Annotated in this window: 15 protein-coding genes, 6 pseudogenes and 1 other annotated feature; of the genes and pseudogenes, 11 read left to right on the forward strand and 10 right to left on the reverse strand. The window is 50.2% G+C overall.

Features of this window, described 5'->3' with window-relative positions; all coding sequences use genetic code 11:
• The first annotated feature begins 227 nt into the window (after positions 1–227).
• A protein-coding gene (locus QVF11_RS00125; RefSeq protein WP_148116659.1) for an IS3-like element ISEc27 family transposase occupies positions 228–1,456 on the forward strand; the annotation gives its coding sequence in 2 pieces (ribosomal slippage) (positions 228–543 and positions 543–1,456; 1,230 coding nt in all).
• An 8-nt stretch (positions 1,457–1,464) separates the two neighbouring features.
• Here QVF11_RS00125 and QVF11_RS00130 read toward each other — a convergent pair.
• The 6 genes and pseudogenes from QVF11_RS00130 to QVF11_RS00155 all read right to left on the reverse strand — a co-directional run.
• Positions 1,465–1,806 (reverse strand): annotated as a pseudogene (locus QVF11_RS00130) (MFS transporter); the annotation flags it as partial.
• Positions 1,807–1,957: 151 nt separating this feature from the next.
• Positions 1,958–2,161 (reverse strand): HHA domain-containing protein, encoded by a 204-nt coding sequence (locus QVF11_RS00135; RefSeq protein WP_049077905.1) that lies wholly within the window; start codon positions 2,159–2,161, stop codon positions 1,958–1,960.
• Positions 2,162–2,194: 33 nt separating this feature from the next.
• Positions 2,195–2,563: a hypothetical protein gene (locus QVF11_RS00140; RefSeq protein ID WP_048293716.1), complete on the reverse strand. Its 369-nt coding sequence runs from the start codon at positions 2,561–2,563 to the stop codon at positions 2,195–2,197.
• Between the two features lie 43 nt (positions 2,564–2,606).
• Positions 2,607–3,101, reverse strand: coding sequence for a DNA-binding protein (locus QVF11_RS00145; RefSeq protein ID WP_082226153.1), 495 nt, complete (start codon positions 3,099–3,101; stop codon positions 2,607–2,609).
• Positions 3,102–3,131: 30 nt separating this feature from the next.
• The gene (locus QVF11_RS00150; protein ID WP_287854694.1) at positions 3,132–3,707 is read right to left on the reverse strand and encodes a hypothetical protein; all 576 of its coding nucleotides are present in this window, start codon (positions 3,705–3,707) and stop codon (positions 3,132–3,134) included.
• Positions 3,695–3,964 (reverse strand): hypothetical protein, encoded by a 270-nt coding sequence (locus tag QVF11_RS00155; protein WP_020804424.1) that lies wholly within the window; start codon positions 3,962–3,964, stop codon positions 3,695–3,697. The genes QVF11_RS00150 and QVF11_RS00155 overlap by 13 nt, the downstream gene beginning before the upstream one ends.
• Before the next feature lie 553 nt (positions 3,965–4,517).
• Between QVF11_RS00155 and QVF11_RS00160 the strand changes: the two genes are divergently transcribed.
• Genes QVF11_RS00160 through QVF11_RS00170 form a run of 3 tightly spaced genes read left to right on the forward strand, consistent with a single transcriptional unit; the run spans position 4,518 to position 6,373 of the window.
• Positions 4,518–4,877, forward strand: a complete 360-nt coding sequence (locus tag QVF11_RS00160) for a hypothetical protein (RefSeq protein WP_064392772.1) — start codon at positions 4,518–4,520, stop codon at positions 4,875–4,877.
• A 33-nt stretch (positions 4,878–4,910) separates the two neighbouring features.
• A complete protein-coding gene (locus QVF11_RS00165; RefSeq protein ID WP_064392774.1) occupies positions 4,911–5,588 on the forward strand; it encodes a hypothetical protein in 678 nt (225 codons plus the stop codon).
• On the forward strand, positions 5,585–6,373 hold the full coding sequence (locus QVF11_RS00170) for a site-specific integrase (protein WP_064392776.1): 789 nt from the start codon (positions 5,585–5,587) through the stop codon (positions 6,371–6,373). The genes QVF11_RS00165 and QVF11_RS00170 overlap by 4 nt, the downstream gene beginning before the upstream one ends.
• A 44-nt stretch (positions 6,374–6,417) precedes the next feature.
• Here QVF11_RS00170 and QVF11_RS00175 read toward each other — a convergent pair whose 3' ends face one another.
• Entirely contained in the window at positions 6,418–7,113 is a 696-nt protein-coding gene (locus tag QVF11_RS00175; protein WP_040118530.1) for a replication initiation protein, read from the reverse strand.
• 607 nt (positions 7,114–7,720) lie between these two features.
• Here QVF11_RS00175 and QVF11_RS00180 point away from each other — a divergent pair.
• Positions 7,721–7,909 (forward strand): annotated as a pseudogene (locus QVF11_RS00180) (DUF2913 family protein); the annotation flags it as partial.
• Here QVF11_RS00180 and QVF11_RS00185 read toward each other — a convergent pair.
• Positions 7,906–8,439: pseudogene (locus QVF11_RS00185) on the reverse strand (Rpn family recombination-promoting nuclease/putative transposase); the annotation flags it as partial. The pseudogenes QVF11_RS00180 and QVF11_RS00185 overlap by 4 nt on opposite strands.
• A 172-nt stretch (positions 8,440–8,611) precedes the next feature.
• Between QVF11_RS00185 and QVF11_RS00190 the strand changes: the two are divergent.
• The 6 genes and pseudogenes from QVF11_RS00190 to QVF11_RS00215 all read left to right on the forward strand — a co-directional run.
• Positions 8,612–9,567: pseudogene (locus QVF11_RS00190) on the forward strand (IS3 family transposase); the annotation flags it as partial.
• Positions 8,920–9,036: a sequence feature (AL1L pseudoknot), on the forward strand. (Overlaps the previous pseudogene by 117 nt.)
• A gap of 261 nt (positions 9,568–9,828) precedes the next feature.
• Positions 9,829–10,911: an IS110 family RNA-guided transposase gene (locus QVF11_RS00195; protein ID WP_064392781.1), complete on the forward strand. Its 1,083-nt coding sequence runs from the start codon at positions 9,829–9,831 to the stop codon at positions 10,909–10,911.
• Between the two features lie 16 nt (positions 10,912–10,927).
• Positions 10,928–11,224 (forward strand): annotated as a pseudogene (locus QVF11_RS00200) (IS3 family transposase); the annotation flags it as partial.
• A 304-nt stretch (positions 11,225–11,528) separates the two neighbouring features.
• Positions 11,529–12,047: a hypothetical protein gene (locus QVF11_RS00205; protein WP_022644913.1), complete on the forward strand. Its 519-nt coding sequence runs from the start codon at positions 11,529–11,531 to the stop codon at positions 12,045–12,047.
• A gap of 1,070 nt (positions 12,048–13,117) precedes the next feature.
• The gene (locus tag QVF11_RS00210) at positions 13,118–13,738 is read left to right on the forward strand and encodes a ParA family protein (protein WP_064392575.1); all 621 of its coding nucleotides are present in this window, start codon (positions 13,118–13,120) and stop codon (positions 13,736–13,738) included.
• 49 nt (positions 13,739–13,787) lie between these two features.
• On the forward strand, positions 13,788–14,018 hold the full coding sequence (locus QVF11_RS00215) for a plasmid partition protein ParG (RefSeq protein ID WP_032743917.1): 231 nt from the start codon (positions 13,788–13,790) through the stop codon (positions 14,016–14,018).
• Between the two features lie 42 nt (positions 14,019–14,060).
• Here QVF11_RS00215 and QVF11_RS00220 read toward each other — a convergent pair whose 3' ends face one another.
• Complete coding sequence (locus tag QVF11_RS00220) at positions 14,061–14,261, reverse strand: hypothetical protein (protein WP_064392565.1); 201 nt, start codon at positions 14,259–14,261, stop codon at positions 14,061–14,063.
• Between the two features lie 101 nt (positions 14,262–14,362).
• Positions 14,363–15,508, reverse strand: a pseudogene (gene umuC / locus QVF11_RS00225) (translesion error-prone DNA polymerase V subunit UmuC); the annotation flags it as partial.
• Between the last annotated feature and the right edge of the window lie 53 nt (positions 15,509–15,561).

The following is a 15,561-nucleotide window of genomic DNA, read 5'->3' on the forward strand; positions in this document are numbered from 1 at the left end:
GCGACATTGCCTCGCGAATATTATAAGGTTTCGTTTTGCACCACACCACTGCGTGGGCCTGTATTACGTCCATTGCTCAGGAAGACCACGCCAAACAGCAGAATCACCGAGACGATGGCGGAGAACAGATAGAATATAGACTGGCCCCATGAATCTCCAGACAGTTGGTATCACTTAAGTTAGTGATAGTCTTAATACTAGTTTTTAGACTAGTCGTTGGAGTCCGAATGATTGATGTTTTAGGTCCAGAGAAGCGCAGACGGCGAAGTGTTCAGGAAAAAATCGCCATTGTTCAGCAGAGTTTTGAGCCCGGAATGACCGTGTCGCTGGTCGCCCGTCAGCATGGCGTTGCTGCCAGTCAGCTGTTCCTGTGGCGTAAGCAGTATCAGGAAGGCAGCCTTACAGCCGTTGCCGCAGGAGAACAGGTTGTGCCCGCGTCGGAGCTGGCATCTGCGATGAAGCAAATTAAAGAGCTGCAGCGCCTGTTGGGCAAGAAAACCATGGAAAACGAGCTGCTAAAAGAAGCCGTTGAATATGGCCGACAAAAAAAGTGGATAGCGCACGTGCCCTTGTTGCCGGAGGATGGCGAATAAGCCTTGTCAGTCGTTGCCTCCGGGTCTCACGTGCGCAACTGCATGCCATGGCCCGTCGGTCGAAGGACTGGCAGGATCGTCGGTGCAAGCGCAAGCCTGATGATACTGACGCGCTGGCCCGTATCCATACCGTTATCGGCGATCTGCCCACCTATGGTTATCGTCGGGTATGGGCACTGCTGCGCAGACAATCAGAAACTGACGACATGGCGGTGATCAATGCCAAACGCGTATACCGCATCATGCGTCAGAATGCGCTGCTGCTTGAGCGTAAACCGGAAATACCGCCATCGAAGCGGGCGCATACAGGGAAAGTGGCCGTTGGAGAAAGTAACCAGCGGTGGTGCTCTGACGGCTTCGAGTTCAGCTGTGATAACGGTGAAAAACTGCGGGTCACGTTCGCTCTGGACTGTTGCGATCGCGAGGCACTTTACTGGGCGGCCAGTAACGGTGGATATGACAGTGAAACCGTGCAGGACGTCATGCTGGGTGCCGTGGAGCGTCGCTTCGGTAACAGCCTGCCGACATCCCCAGTTGAGTGGCTGACAGACAACGGTTCAGCCTACCGTTCTTATCAGACGCGTCAGTTCGCCAGAATGGTAGGACTGGAGCCTAAACATACGGCGGTACGTAGCCCGGAAAGCAACGGGATGGCAGAGAGCTTCGTGAAAACGATGAAGCGCGATTACATCAGCATCATGCCGAAACCCGACGGGTTAACAGCGGTAAAGAACCTCGCGGAGGCCTTCGAACATTACAACGAATGGCATCCGCATAGTGCACTGGGGTATCGTTCGCCACGGGAATATCTGCGGCGGCGAACCAGTAATGGGTTAAGTGATAAAAAGTGTATGGAAATATAGGGGCCAATCCAGAATACAAAATGGTAGCCAAACGCATCAAACAACATCCCCACCGGGATCGATAACAACACGATACCCAGCGAGCTGGCGATCTGAAATCCTACAAGAAAGATGGTGGAAGATAAGCGAGAATCAAAGTTGGACACGCTGTATTTGAATACCGAGATCACAAACAGCGGTACTTCAATCGCATGAAATAGCTTAATCAGCGAGATGATGTAAGGGCTTTCTGAGGTTGCTGACACCAGAATGCGACAGATCATGATCATGCCTCCTGCAATCAGCGCTTTTTTCGCTCCCACCTTGTTTACAAAGAAGGGGATGACGGCCATTCCGATGGCTTCCAGCAAGAATAACTACCATAGTGCCTGCTACAGCGGCTAAGAAAAAAGTGGTGAAGAATGCGCATCCGACTACCAGTAACAATCCAATCAGTTCAAATATCATATTCATGATTGCGCTCCAGGTGAGATAACTGCGAACAGACTGATGCTGGCTGTATTATTTAACATATTTCCAGACGCCTGCAGGTATTTTATCATAAAACTTCCCCATTGCCATTTCCGCCAGCCGGTGATCAACCGCGGCATTGAAATGCTCAAGCTCATCATCTGACAGAGAATATTTATTTTTTTCTATTATCCTTTCCAGGGTTTCCTTTGATGTACAGCGCCGTAGTCGAAAAATCCATTCCTGTTTCGTCATTGGTTTTTTATATCCTGAGGTGTCCCGGTAATATCATTCTGGAAGATGCTTTTCTTTCAGCCGGTTATGAGTGAACCATTTTGCATATATGATGTAACCCACAAAAGTTAAGAGTGCGGACAGGCTATATATCCGGAGAACAGGTACCACGTGATGAAAACGTATCATCTGACCGGATTCATCTGCCAGACTCATTAATGCATTGCTGTATGGTTCAGTCTGAAAGAACTCGTAGTAAGGTACCATCACAACGTGAAGAAAAAATAAATTAAGCAGATACGTCAGAGAGAACGCGTGCTCCTGCCCGTTATAGGGCGCATACTGCGCGAAGGCGAACATCCATCCTGTGAAAAGCAGAAAACACATCGTGAAATACACCACCACCCATATCGCTGTTTTCATCACTGCCCCTCAGTTATATAATTTTTCTGTAACGCAAATTTCTTCAGGCGTTATGGCCCGTGCCGTTCTGCTTCAGATAATCACTGATGCTCAGGCCGGACAAGCGAATTATATCCGAAATCTCCCTGAACTGCTCCTCCCAGCCGTCCTGCAGCTCCCTGATTGCCGCGATCTGGAAAGCAACACTGAAAGGCGTTCTGCCCAGTTTCTCGGAAAGCCAGAACAGATGCCTGCCAATCTCTTCGTCCGGTACCGAATCGAGCGCATCACTCAGTAAGGTTTTTTCGTCTTCCTGCCAGGGATGACCGGCTCGCGGAAAACGCGGATCAGGCTGGCGGTCTTTTTTCTCCCTTTTTTCCCGTCTGGCAACGGCCGGCGCTTCGCCTTTTTTCAAGCCGACGCGCGCTTTCATGGCGCCGATGGCAGCGACGGCCAGTACCAGCGTTTCACGCTCCTTGCGCGTGAGCAGGCTGTCCTCGCAAATCAGGGTGTTCAGGTTATCGATCAGCGTATTCAGCCCGGGTTCAGTGACTTTCATTTTATGCTCCTGTTCCTTGTGTGGTGGCGATCAGTCCCGGCTCTCATTCACCTGGACGGTGACCGGCAGGCCTGCATCAAAACAGGCCTGATACCAGCTGGCCACCTGCAGGGGATCGCCCTCTTTTATCCGGCGTATGCCGCCGGCATCCGTCAGCTGCAGGCAGGTGGTACCGTCCAGACGGATCACGTAGGCCGCTTCCCGCAGGGAGTAATGACCGTCACCCAGCTGCAGCTCCACCGCGTCACCGGCAGCCGTCTGGCGTAACGGCAGACGCCGGACGTCTGTCAGTCGTTGTCGTGCCGTTTCAGCCTCGCGTTCTGCCTGGAAGAGCGGTTCTGCAATGCCGCGACCGGCCTCCGTCAGCTCGACGGCCAGCTGCAGGTTCGGGGCGCGCAGGGTGCGCAGCCAGCCCGCGGCTTCCATGCGCCGGCAGGAGGCGCGCAGGTTCGGCCCGTACACCGGGGCATCCCCGCCCTGCTCCAGCACCCGCTCGATATCCCGCGTCGCCACCGGCCCCGGACGTTTCGCATCGAGGGCGGCCAGCACAATCAGTACCCGTCGCTGCAGCGGCGACGGCCTGCGGGAGGTTGTTACTGCTGCCATGAACGTTGTTCTGCTGTGGGAGCGCGCAGGAGCATTCCGGTGAGGCGCAGATGGTCCCTGTCGGCGACGTCTTCCGGGGCACGGCCCGCCATCGCCAGGTGGTACCAGAGTTCGATCGCGCTGCGTGCCCAGGCAATCTCCGCATCGGGGTCATTGCAGTCTGCGCGGCCGGCTCGTTCGAGACACCCGTTAATGAAGTCTTCCGTGTCGGCGGTCATCGTTTCATAGCTGAGGCGAAAGTATACTTTTTCATCCATCCTGCACGCTCCGTCTGATAATGTCTGGTTAAGTGTAAAGTCATATCATGTATAGTTTATTGCTAATCAATTAAACATCATATCAGATATGATTTTATTATTAATGATAAATATCATTCTTAGTATGATTTTATGCATGTTCATTAATTATCATATCTATTGCGGATTTCCCGCCTCGCAGATCCGATTTCTGGCTGTTCCGGATCTTCTTTCTTCCCTACGGCCCGCAGCATCGCAAAAACACAACATGTGCCACTTATTCATATGCCTTTTCTCCTGTATATTGTGTTTCTTCCCCCGTTTCGTGACCCGGCGTGCTGCAGCAGAAAACAGTGCTTCGCTTATTCCCTGACCGTGGTAAACTTCCGGAAATCCGTAAATACGCCAGAAATCGGATCCACCGGAAAAGCAGATACGGTAATTTAACAGTGTTTCTATATGACTGCTTATTATCATGTAAGTGATGTTCGCAGTATGAAACTGAAAGGGCGATCATCGTCACTGGCATGATTTCGGTTGGTGATAATTTCCCTGTTAACAAAAGGAGTTCAGGATGGGACGTTCAATACCAGTGAAATTTGGTCAGAAGGAATTTAAATCCAAAACTGCTGCTGTTAGCTATTACATGGATCAGCGGCCGGATGTGAAAGCTGTCGGGACCATTTCCGGTGGTGATTATTTTGAAGAACTGAAAGAACTGTTCACCCTCTATTGTGAAATCTGTCCGGGGTGGGAACTGAACGGCCGACTTGTTAAACATTTTACAGTTCAGAATGAGCCTCGCTGTATCAATGGCAACTGGGTGTCTCACCCCTGCTATAAGGTCCAACTGAGCAACGGTGAGCTGAGACCGTTTTCAGTTGAAAAGGCAATAGATGCCATCGTCAAAGTTGCTGCAGCTGAACAACGATAGCTTAGGGCGGGATTTATCGATTAAGGAACAAACATGGCTGACTGGTTTATTGCGACTGAAGGCGTGAAGGTTGTGAAAGACAGCGCCAGCCTGTGGCCACAGATCATCACGGCGGTTTCGTCCGCCGGTGCAGCCCTGGGCGGTGTGTATCTGGCCCACTACTTTACCCGGCGGCGTGAAGAAAGAGCGGCGGCGGCGAAGCAGGTCAGTGAGCGACTTTTTATTGCTACGGAGCTGGTCTTTTTGCTGGAGCAGTTTGCGGAAGGTTGCACTCGCCTGGCCACAGACAGCGGCGAGCAAAATCCGGAGGGTGAATACACTCCTACAGAAAACCTTCCGGAGTTGATAATCACAAATATTTCAGGTGACTGGCGAACACTTCCCCCCCGGGTTATGTACCGTATTCATGAACTCCCTGTACTCCAGAATGAAGTCCGGAGGCATGTTGCGGCTTTCTATGAGCATTACTGGGAACCGCCCAACCACTCCAGATACTTTCGGGAACGTCAGTTTCAGTACGCCAGACTGGGATTAAAAGCCGTTATTCTTGCCCGTCGTCTACGTAAACTGGTCAGTTTGCCAGGAACACGCCTTGAAGCTACGGAATGGTCTGCACAACCCGTTCTCTGGAGAGTGTGGCGGAAAAAACGCAAAGAAAGGACCGAAGCGGAAATCCGTCGCCGGCGTAAGAACAAAGGGGATAACTCATGATAGTGCCTACCATTCCCGGACAGAATATAGCGAATCCCTCTACACAACTGCCGGTAGCCATCGACTACCCTGCGGCACTGGCGCTGCGCCAGATGGCTCTGGTACAGGTTGAACTGCCGAAATATCTGCTGGCGCCGGAGGTGAGCGCCCTGCTCCACTATGTGCCGGATCTTCATCGCAAGATGCTTTTTGCTACCCTCTGGAATACTGGCGCGCGTATTAACGAAGCGCTGGCCCTGGCAAGAGGGGATTTTTCGCTGGCGCCGCCGTATCCGTTCGTGCAGCTGGCCACGCTCAAACAGCGTACCGAGAAAGCGGCCAGAACGGCAGGCCGTGCTCCCGCCGGGAGTCAGGCTCATCGCCTGGTTCCGCTCTCCGATCATCAGTACGTCAGCCAGCTGCAGATGATGGTGGCTACCCTGAAAATTCCGCTGGAGCGTCGTAACAAACGAACCGGCAGAACGGAGAAGGCGCGTATCTGGGAGATCACCGACCGCACGGTCCGCACCTGGCTTAATGAAGCGGTTGGAGCGGCAGCGGCCGACGGGGTGACGTTCTCGGTGCCGGTGACGCCGCATACGTTCAGGCATTCCTACGCGATGCACATGCTGTATGCCGGTATTCCGCTGAAGGTTCTGCAGAGTCTCATGGGACACAAGTCGATAAGTTCGACGGAAGTCTATACGAAAGTGTTTGCGCTCGATGTCGCGGCGCGCCACCGTGTTCAGTTTGCTATGCCGGAAACCGATGCAGTCGCGTTGATGAAACAGCTGAGACGGGGATAATTATGGGAAACACCCCGAGTTCTGGTTATGGGAAATACCCCAGGTTAGTTTTTCGTATCCACGATAGTGAACACCAGACGACCGTCGTCATTCTGCGTCATTGCCGCTTTAAGTGGTGTGTTAGCGTTAATCTTCTTCAGGGCTGGGTTGATGAAGGTCCGCTTCATCTCTGCGAAGTTATTGCGTTGCGATTCAGGTAACATGAAGCGTTCAGATAACCAGTTCTGGGTGGTAATCCATACACCACTGGAACGATACTGGCACAAGCTCTCATAAAGGCGAATGACCCGCACGCTGTTAATTTTTCCGCAGTCATATAATGAGTAGGTGGTGAACTGACTAGTCAGCCCCATCAGATACGGCATCACCTTGTAGTTGAATTCGATCTGCCATTTTCCGCGTCCTTTTTTTAACCCAGCTTCAGCGAGCCAGGGACGTTTGATCTCTTCAAACTCCCCTTCTTTCGGGTAAAAGACCACGCTGCTGTCAGCCAGGGCTGTAACCCCTTTTTTGACGTCAGTAGAAGCGGTATCCACACTGACTTTAAAATATTTCTGATAGTCCGCGACAGTTACTGTGAATATCGGCGAGACAGAATCAGGATCGTCCTTCATCGGATAACACTGCATTAGGCACAGCCATAGTACACGTTTAGCCTGCAGGGGGAGATAGTAAGCCGCTTCCGTCAGTTCATTGGACTGACTGATATTCACTGGCTTTTTGAGGGTTTCCGTGGTCATTACAGTCACCATGTGGGTGCTTCGAAATTACCCACATACTGGCATGAGGAGCCAGAACTCACAAGTAAAATGAACGGGTTATCAACAGGGATGTGAGCTACGGATAAACTTGGGGTATTTCCCATATTAACCCGTGGCGTTTCCCATATATAGTCGGGGTCTTTCCCATCACTACTTGTGGTGATCCCCATAGTAACTCGGGGTATTTCCCAGCAGAACCTGAGCTGTTTCCCATACGGCAGGCGTAAGAGGCCCGTCAGGCGCGGGCTGACAGGGGCCTAAAAGGGATAAAAAGGAGAAAAAGAAAATAAAAAGGGTAAAAATGGTTTTAAAAATACCCAGTGGATAAGTGGATAACAGGAAGGAAACAAACCTGGGCTATTGCCCATAGTTCAGGGTAAGGGCGTTAGTGCCATCTGTAGGTACTTTACTTTTGTGCTTCCTCGCCAGTTCGCTCGCGTTGCTCGGTCACATGGCTGCGGCGAGCACTGATTGTGTTCTGGCTGCAATCTTTAAGATGAGGAGTCTGGTGTGAAAGTGATCGATTTACGTGAAATCTGCAAATTTTCCGGGACCCTGGTACTTAATTTTTTATTCTCCGCCAGGGGCTAACCTTGATGTCGCATTTGACGACAGCGCCCGACAAATAAATCCGCTGACAGCGCGTCTGACGGGGAACGTAGCGGAGGTAATGAAGCTGTTTAATCGCTGTGGCTGGCTGGCAAAGCCTGGTGCCTCCCTGCCCCACCAGTATTCGCTGATGGCCGGACAGGGAGTCCCAGGAAAGGGGGATTAGTGGCGGATCTGCGCCAGGTCGTCTTCAGTCAGACCGGTCATTTTCATGACGGTATTGCGGTCAATGCCGTTCTGGAGCATGGTACGGGCAATTTTCAGAGTAGCTTCGCGCTCACCTTCTGAACGACCTTCCTGTCTTCCAAGCTGGATACCTTTCTCAATACCCTTTTGTTCAAGCTGTTGTGCGATGGTCATAAGTGCGTCTCCGTGTTGCGGCACACGCTGTGCCAGTTCGCGTACAAAGGCTTCGGCGTCGGATGTTTCGCCTGCCTGCACTATATAGTGTACCAGCGATACCACCTGCGATGAAGACAAGTATCCTGCCAGCAAGATGGGCGCCAGCCGGTCAACCAGTTCTGCCAGGTCCCGCTGGTGAATATGCTTTTGCAGTAAAGTCAGGGCGGCCATGCTGCGATGACCAGCGATTTCATCATCCGGAATAACCGTAACGTCTACCAGCGGGAAAGCGCTGCTGTAGAGTTTGCCTGCCAGCGCCGGATCGTCAAACTCATCCAGCCACCGGGTGGAGTGAATCGCCACGGGTTTAACAGACACCTCAGAGTCATTTAAGATGGCTTAAAGAGAGGTGCCCATGAGCGGTAAGCGTTATCCCGAAGAGTTTAAAACTGAAGCAGTCAAACAGGTTGTTGTGAACCGTACCGGGTTTCTTGGAGACTAAACTCTCAGTGAAAGGAGACCCAAAATGAAATCACAATCCGCCAAACGCTATCCCCCTGAACTGCGTGAGCGCGCTGTCAGAATGTTGTTGGAACACCGTGATGAGTATGACTCTGAGCCGGATGCCATTCGTGCCATATCGTCAAAAATCGGGTGCCATTACGACACCCTACGAGCCTGGTTGCGTCAGCATAAAAATGATGTCCGTGGTGGTGTCAGCCCCGTCAGCACTGATGATGGTGGACTGAGCACCAATGAGCGCCAGCGTTTAAAAGAACTGGAGCGTGAAAATCGGGAGCTACGCCGCAGCAATGATATATTGCGCCAGGCCTCAGCTTATTTTGCTCAGGCGGAGCTCGACCGCCACTGGAAAAAATAATGCCACTTATGCAGCGTCTGAGTGGTACACACGGGGTCGGGCCGGTATGTCGCGAACTGGATATTGCCCCGTCGACATATTACTGGCATCAGCAACGCCAGCTACATCCTGAGAAATGTAGCCAACGAGAAAAGTGCGATGCTCAAATCATCCAGGAGATAAAACGCGTTTACGGAGAAAATTACAGTGTCTATGGGGCACGAAAAGTCTGGCGTCAGTTGCTCCGCGAGGGCTTTAGCGTCGCCCGGTGTACTGTTGAACGCCTGATGAAAATAATAGGTCTTCGGGGCGTACTCCGTGGCAAAGTCATCAAGACCACGATCGGTCGTAAAACAGCGGCAGCAGCGGATCTGGTAAACCGCCAGTTTGTGGCAGAACGTCCCAATCAGCTTTGGTGTGCAGATTTTACGTACGTTAGCACCTGGCATGGCTTCGCCTATGTGGCGTTCATCATCGATGTGTTCGCAGGCACGATCGTTGGCTGGCGGGTCTCATCGTCGATGGAAGCAAGGTTCGTGCTGGATGCTCTGGAACAAGCTCTGTGGGCACGTCGCCCCTCAGGTACAATCCATCACTCGGACAGTAAGAATGTCTGTGTCAGCTTTCATCATCATGCTTGTTGTTTCGCCTGACTGGTGAGATCACTGATGCAGTGAAGACTTCCCGGTTTCCTGACTCACACTCTGAACGACCAGCTATGTGTCTTTCCCTGGACCCGTCGGTAACCGGGAAGTACCTCATGCGAGGCTTCTCCTCACCGATGCGCGTGACTCAAGAAGGGCCTGACGGCTTGTCTCTTTACTGTCCTGTCCGGGTTATCGTCAGGGGAAATGACGAAAAATTGCAGGCACAGGAAATAACCTATGGCAAAGGCAAAACCCGTTCATTCATCACCTGTCGTTGGGGGTGTGGATACGCATAAAGATTTACATGTTGCAGCTGTTGTTGATCAAAATAATCGGATTTTAGGCAGCGAGTTCTTTTCCACAACTCGTCAGGGATACCGACAAATGCTGGCCTGGATGGCGTCTTTCGGAACGGTTGAGCGTATCGGCGTTGAATGCACTGGTTCCTATGGTGCTGGTTTACTGCGTTACCTCCAGAGTGCCAAAATCGAAGTTCTGGAGGTCACCGCACCAGATAAAATGGAACGCCGTAAGCGGGGTAAAAGCGATACGATCGATGCAGAAAGTGCCGCTCACGCTGCTTTCTCACGCATACGCACCGTCACACCCAAAACGCGTAGCGGAATGATTGAAGCGCTACGTGTCCTGAAAGTCTGCCGCAAAACAGCTGTTGCGGCACGACGTATTGCACTTCAAATGATCCAGATGAATATTGTCTCTGCTCCGGATGAGCTTCGTGACCAGATACGCCATCTCACAAGGATGCAGTTGATCCGTACTTTGGCTTCGTGGCGGCCCGATGTTACCGCATATCGTCATGTTCAGGATGCCTACCGTATTGCCCTGAAATCGCTGGCCCGCAGATATCTTGAGCTCCATGACGAAATAGCCGATCTGGACGTCATGATAACGTCAATAGTCGATGAGCTGGCGCCTGAGCTTATCAAACGTAAAGCGGTGGGATATGAATGTGCTTCGCAACTGTTGATCACGGCGGGTGATAATCCTCAGCGTCTGAACTCTGAGTCCGGCTTTGCCGCGCTATGTGGCGTCAGCCCTGTCCCGGTATCTTCCGGAAAAACAAATCGGCACCGACTTAATCGTGGTGGTGATCGCGCTGCCAATAGTGCCCTGCATATTATTGCGATCGGTCGATTACGGACAGACGCGAGAACACAAGAATATGTGGCAAAGCGGGTAGCAGAAGGTCACTCGAAAATGGAAGCACTGCGTTGCCTCAAGCGTTATATCTCGCGTGAAGTCTATACACTGTTGCGCAATAAAAATCGACAGATCAACAGTACCCAAATAATAACTTGACTCTTAGAAGGGCGTCCAGGGCAGTCAGTACACAAGCCATGAGTGGCAGTCGTTCCTGAAATCACACGGCCTGGAGGGTAGCATGAGCCGTCGCGGTAACTGCCATGATAATGCGGTTGCAGAAAGTTTTTTCCAGTTGTTGAAACGTGAACGGATAAAGAAAAAGATCTACGGAACGCGGGAAGAAGCCCGCAGTGATATTTTTGATTACATCGAAATGTTTTATAACAGTAAGCGTCGGCATGGTTCTAGCGAACAGATGTCACCGACAGAATATGAAAACCAGTATTATCAACGGCTCGGAAGTGTCTAGATTATCCGTGGCGATTCAACTCTGCTCACCAGACGTATCTCGGCTGAATAATTTTCGATATCCAAACAGACCCCTATTTACTGTTCTCGCTCCATTCTGAGCTGCTAGGTCGCGCAGCCAGTACTGGCTCCCCCGATAACCTGCTCCCGGGCTCCCTTCTGCTTCTCCAGAGCATGGTAGTTGGCATAGCTGAGGACAATTTTTTCACGTTCAACTGATTAATTCTAGCTAAAAAACTAGTTATGTAATATAACTATAATTGATAGCTAATTTGTATATCATCCACGCTTACAGGAGAGAGAGTATGTACGTAAAACCCACAGATGTTTTATCCCCCAGAGGCCATGTAGAGGTGCTAGATGTGCTTTACGATGCGGGCGAATGGGACGTGTCCGTCGCCCGCATTAACTACCGGGACGAACTGAACCAGCCCTTCAGCGAATGTACCGGCATACGCTGGAATGGTAATCTGGATGAGGGTAGTAAAGGTATGCCGCTGTCGCGGGGATATCCCGTGTGGTTTGTAATCCCCAAGGAGTTTGCCGCGTGCATTCAGGCTAGAGCACTGGAGCTCAACACCGATAATATTCCTGCGGTCATTGCCGAAATTAAAATGAAAGTCGAGTCTGAGCGCGCATCGAACCCTAACACTTACATGTTGGAATACAAAACAGCGCGTCAGCTGTCAGAAACTGACGTCGATGCGATACTGGGCGGTCTGAAAGACGTCGGGATTTTTGAGGCTTTCACGGAAGGCGCCCATACGATCGATATCAACGGTGTTCACACCCTGATGCTGATGTTTCCGGCCAAAAGAAAATAGGCAAGTAGAAAAATCGGATACCAATATAAACTGGTTGGGCAGGGAGGCATTCAGTGCTGACTTTGCCAGCCAGCCACAACTTATGTGGTCACAATAATATTACTTTAAGTGGAACACATAGAGCATACCCTAATGTGACATATTGGCGAGTGGTCTAGGATTGGTTAATAAAAAAGCCAGGGAATCCTGGCTCTTGGGTGAGCTGGTTGTTAGAAGAACCAGCGAATTAACTCTAAAAGCACAATGAGCGCTTTCAGAGCCTGGATGACTTTTGTAAGAGTCTCCATTTTCTCTCCTTTTCTGGAGAGTAGAACACCGAATGAACCCTTCCACTCTGTCATTCGGTTTTTAATCTTTAATGTCAGTTAAAGATAGTTCCACTCAGGTAATGGTACTGACTCAGCACCACCTGTTAGTCAGCCAGAGTCTAATCAATGTGTTAGCTGGCTCTTGTAAATCAGATTGATCAGAGTAAAGAGTGGGGGGTATCATTCAACCGTCAGTTAAAGATAGTTCCATTCCAGATCTGAGTACCAGCTTAGTTTTGGATGTAAAAAAGCCCGATCACCAGTCGGGCTTTTTTACATCTAAACCCGCCTGAAGTCTTATCATCCGCTGCCTTGACCCCAATTATGGGTTAATTTATTACTGTAACGCATTCCTAATAATCGCGATTTTATTGATCCAGAACAAAGTAAAAATGTCAGAGTACAAGTGAAGGGCACTTGCGCTAAATGTAAATTTGTACGATTAAAAAAAGATCATTTTTACTACTAACAATTATTCTTGTTCTTAGTCATTCATCTGAACGAGCTCTTGAAACAGTCATCGTCTGGTTGCATTAACCCGTAAGAGGAGGAAGAACCCATAACCTAAAGTTATCGTTTGAAGCGGTAGGCTATGAGATCTCAAACCTCAATATTTAGCTTTATACTCATTTGAGCTTTTGAGCTTTTGAGCTTTTGAGCTTTTGAGTTTATGTGTGTTTTTGCTTTTGCTCATATTAATATAATGGTAGACTCAAAAACTCATAGGAGTAATTGAGTAAAAACACAAGTGGGGTTATGAGTATGAAGGTTGTTTCTTTCCTTAATCCGAAGGGTGGCTCAGGTAAAACCACCGCAGTTATTAACGTTAGTACAGCAATGGCTCGTGCAGGATACAACATCGCCGTTGTGGATACAGATCCACAGATGAGTCTGACTAACTGGAGTAAATCAGGCAAAGCCGCATTCGATGTGTTCACGGCTGCGTCTGAGAAAGATGTTTATGGCATCAGGAAAGATCTTGCTGGATACGACTTTGCCATAGTTGATGGCGCCGGTTCGCTTTCTGTAATTACTTCTGCTGCAGTAATGGTCAGCGATTTAGTTATCATTCCGGTTACTCCAAGCCCACTTGATTTTTCCGCAGCGGGAAGCGTTGTCACAGTCCTTGAAGCTCAGGCATATAGCCGGAAAGTAGAAGCTCGTTTTCTCATAACTCGAAAAATCGAGCAGGCAACCATGCTAAATGTTTTAAAAGAAAGCATTAAAGACACTGGTGTCAAACCATTCCGAACGGCAATTACTCAACGCCAAATTTATGTTAAGTCAATTCTGGATGGTGACAGTGTATTTGAATCTAATGATGGGGCCGCTAAAGGTGAAGTGGAAATCCTTACAAAAGAAATAGTTAAAGTTTTTGAGTAATTACACTTTTACTTATAAACTCAAATGAGTAAATGAAAAGGGGGAGTCTATGGCTCTTGAAAAGGCCCATAGTGGTAGTAAAAAAATGACCTTTGGTGAGAATAGAGATCTTGAAAGAGTGGTCGCTACTCCAGCTTCATCAGGTAAGAGCAAGCGTGTTAACGTCAATTTTGATGAGGTGAAACATACCAGATTTAAAGCTGCTTGCGCGAGAAATGGAACTTCAATAACGGATGTGATTAGCAAGCTTGTAGATGACTGGCTTAAAGAAAATGAATAATTGAGATTTAAGCAGTGATAGAATTTCACTGCTTAAATGAAGTCAATGCCGGGTGATGCCGCTGACGTCTCGTTCCGGCAGTAAAACTTGTCCATGTGCGTTGAATGTGATGGTGACAATCTTTCTGGCCAGCCCTTCCTCTGAAATAGCATCATCCAGTCTGACATCACGAATCAGAGGGCTTTCCTCTTCTATATGATGGGCAATATCCCGTAGCCACTCTGCCAGCGTTTTTTTATCCATATCTTTCTGCTCCAGTCGAATGTTAGTTAGCATAAACATATCACACTGAAATCGTATGGATTTAAAAAAGTGTTTGTAAACAGATGATTAACATACCTGCGTCATTTCAGACGAGCGACAGGCAAATCTGCCCAGCGGGTTGTATAAGCGGGAGAAAGCATCTCCCGCTTCATCTGCCATTCAGGCGCAATTCCCCGCCCCGCAAACCAGACTTTCCCCAGGCCGGAATGGTTGATGCCGTCGAGCACCTTCATCAGCTCATCACTGTGTGCTCTGGGCTGTACGTCATCAAACAGATTCAGCTGAGAGACGCCGGTCGGGGAGAAATCGTTCAGCATGATGCCGGCTTTGGCATAGCGATGGCCGGAGACCCAGATCCTGTCCAGCGCCCTGACAGCTGCAGTAATAATGTCCCGGGTGTCCCGCGTGGGTGTCATCAGTTTCTCTGTTGCCAGATTGCCGTAATAAGGCTCGTTGATGGCGAACGGCGACGTTTTAATGAAAGCCGAGATATGCCGGCAGTACTGGTGCTCTCCGCGCAGCTTCTCCGCAGCGCGTTCTGCATGCTGACAGATGGCCTGACGCATGGCTTCATACGTTGTTACGCGTTCTCCGAAAGAACGGCTGCAGACAATCTGCTGTTTTGGCGGGGGTGCTTCTTCCAGCAAAATGCACGGCTCTCCGTTCAGTTCACGAACCGTTCTCTCCAGTACCACGTTGAAGTTTTTCCGGATGAAGGTTGGATTCGCGCGCGCCAGCTGCAGCGCAGTGGTGATACCCATTGTCCCCAGCGTCTTCGAAATTCTCCGGCCCACACCCCAGATTTCTTCCACCGGCTGCAGTGAGAGCAGTTTCTCCGTCCGCCGGGGATTGCCCGGGGTCAGGGCCAGAACGCCGCCAAATTGTGGCCATTCTTTTGAAGCCCACTGGGCTGACTTCGCCAGCGTTTTGGTGGGGCCCATGCCGACACCGATGGTGAGTCCCGTACCGTTACCAACATGGACACGCAGCTGCCGGCCGAAGTCTTCAAAGTCAATGCAGCGGTTGATGCCCCGGATATCGAGGAACATCTCATCAATGGAATACTGTTCCACGCGCGGCGCCAGCTCTTCCAGATGTGTCATTACCCTGGCGGACATCGAGGCGTAAAGCTCATAGTTGCTGGAGAACACGTGCAGCTTCTCGGGAAACTGTGCGTCCTTCAGCCGGAACCACGGTACGCCCATTTTGATACCAAGAAGTTTTGCTTATATGTTATTTGGAATTGACTATCCTTAGGTTGTGCTTTCTGACTCGGAAG

The organism is Klebsiella sp. (genome assembly GCF_027492335.1).
GTDB lineage: Bacteria > Pseudomonadota > Gammaproteobacteria > Enterobacterales > Enterobacteriaceae > Klebsiella > Klebsiella huaxiensis.

What these genes read in the sequence shown, in the direction of transcription:
- QVF11_RS00135 (WP_049077905.1), bottom strand. Translation starts at nt 2,161, where the DNA reads ATGACGAAACAGGAATGGATTTTTCGACTACGGCGCTGTACATCAAAG.
- QVF11_RS00140 (WP_048293716.1), bottom strand. Translation starts at nt 2,563, where the DNA reads ATGAAAACAGCGATATGGGTGGTGGTGTATTTCACGATGTGTTTTCTG.
- QVF11_RS00145 (WP_082226153.1), bottom strand. Translation starts at nt 3,101, where the DNA reads ATGAAAGTCACTGAACCCGGGCTGAATACGCTGATCGATAACCTGAAC.
- QVF11_RS00150 (WP_287854694.1), bottom strand. Translation starts at nt 3,707, where the DNA reads ATGGCAGCAGTAACAACCTCCCGCAGGCCGTCGCCGCTGCAGCGACGG.
- QVF11_RS00155 (WP_020804424.1), bottom strand. Translation starts at nt 3,964, where the DNA reads ATGGATGAAAAAGTATACTTTCGCCTCAGCTATGAAACGATGACCGCC.
- QVF11_RS00160 (WP_064392772.1), top strand. Translation starts at nt 4,518, where the DNA reads ATGGGACGTTCAATACCAGTGAAATTTGGTCAGAAGGAATTTAAATCC.
- QVF11_RS00165 (WP_064392774.1), top strand. Translation starts at nt 4,911, where the DNA reads ATGGCTGACTGGTTTATTGCGACTGAAGGCGTGAAGGTTGTGAAAGAC.
- QVF11_RS00170 (WP_064392776.1), top strand. Translation starts at nt 5,585, where the DNA reads ATGATAGTGCCTACCATTCCCGGACAGAATATAGCGAATCCCTCTACA.
- QVF11_RS00175 (WP_040118530.1), bottom strand. Translation starts at nt 7,113, where the DNA reads ATGACCACGGAAACCCTCAAAAAGCCAGTGAATATCAGTCAGTCCAAT.
- QVF11_RS00195 (WP_064392781.1), top strand. Translation starts at nt 9,829, where the DNA reads ATGGCAAAGGCAAAACCCGTTCATTCATCACCTGTCGTTGGGGGTGTG.
- QVF11_RS00205 (WP_022644913.1), top strand. Translation starts at nt 11,529, where the DNA reads ATGTACGTAAAACCCACAGATGTTTTATCCCCCAGAGGCCATGTAGAG.
- QVF11_RS00210 (WP_064392575.1), top strand. Translation starts at nt 13,118, where the DNA reads ATGAAGGTTGTTTCTTTCCTTAATCCGAAGGGTGGCTCAGGTAAAACC.
- QVF11_RS00215 (WP_032743917.1), top strand. Translation starts at nt 13,788, where the DNA reads ATGGCTCTTGAAAAGGCCCATAGTGGTAGTAAAAAAATGACCTTTGGT.
- QVF11_RS00220 (WP_064392565.1), bottom strand. Translation starts at nt 14,261, where the DNA reads ATGGATAAAAAAACGCTGGCAGAGTGGCTACGGGATATTGCCCATCAT.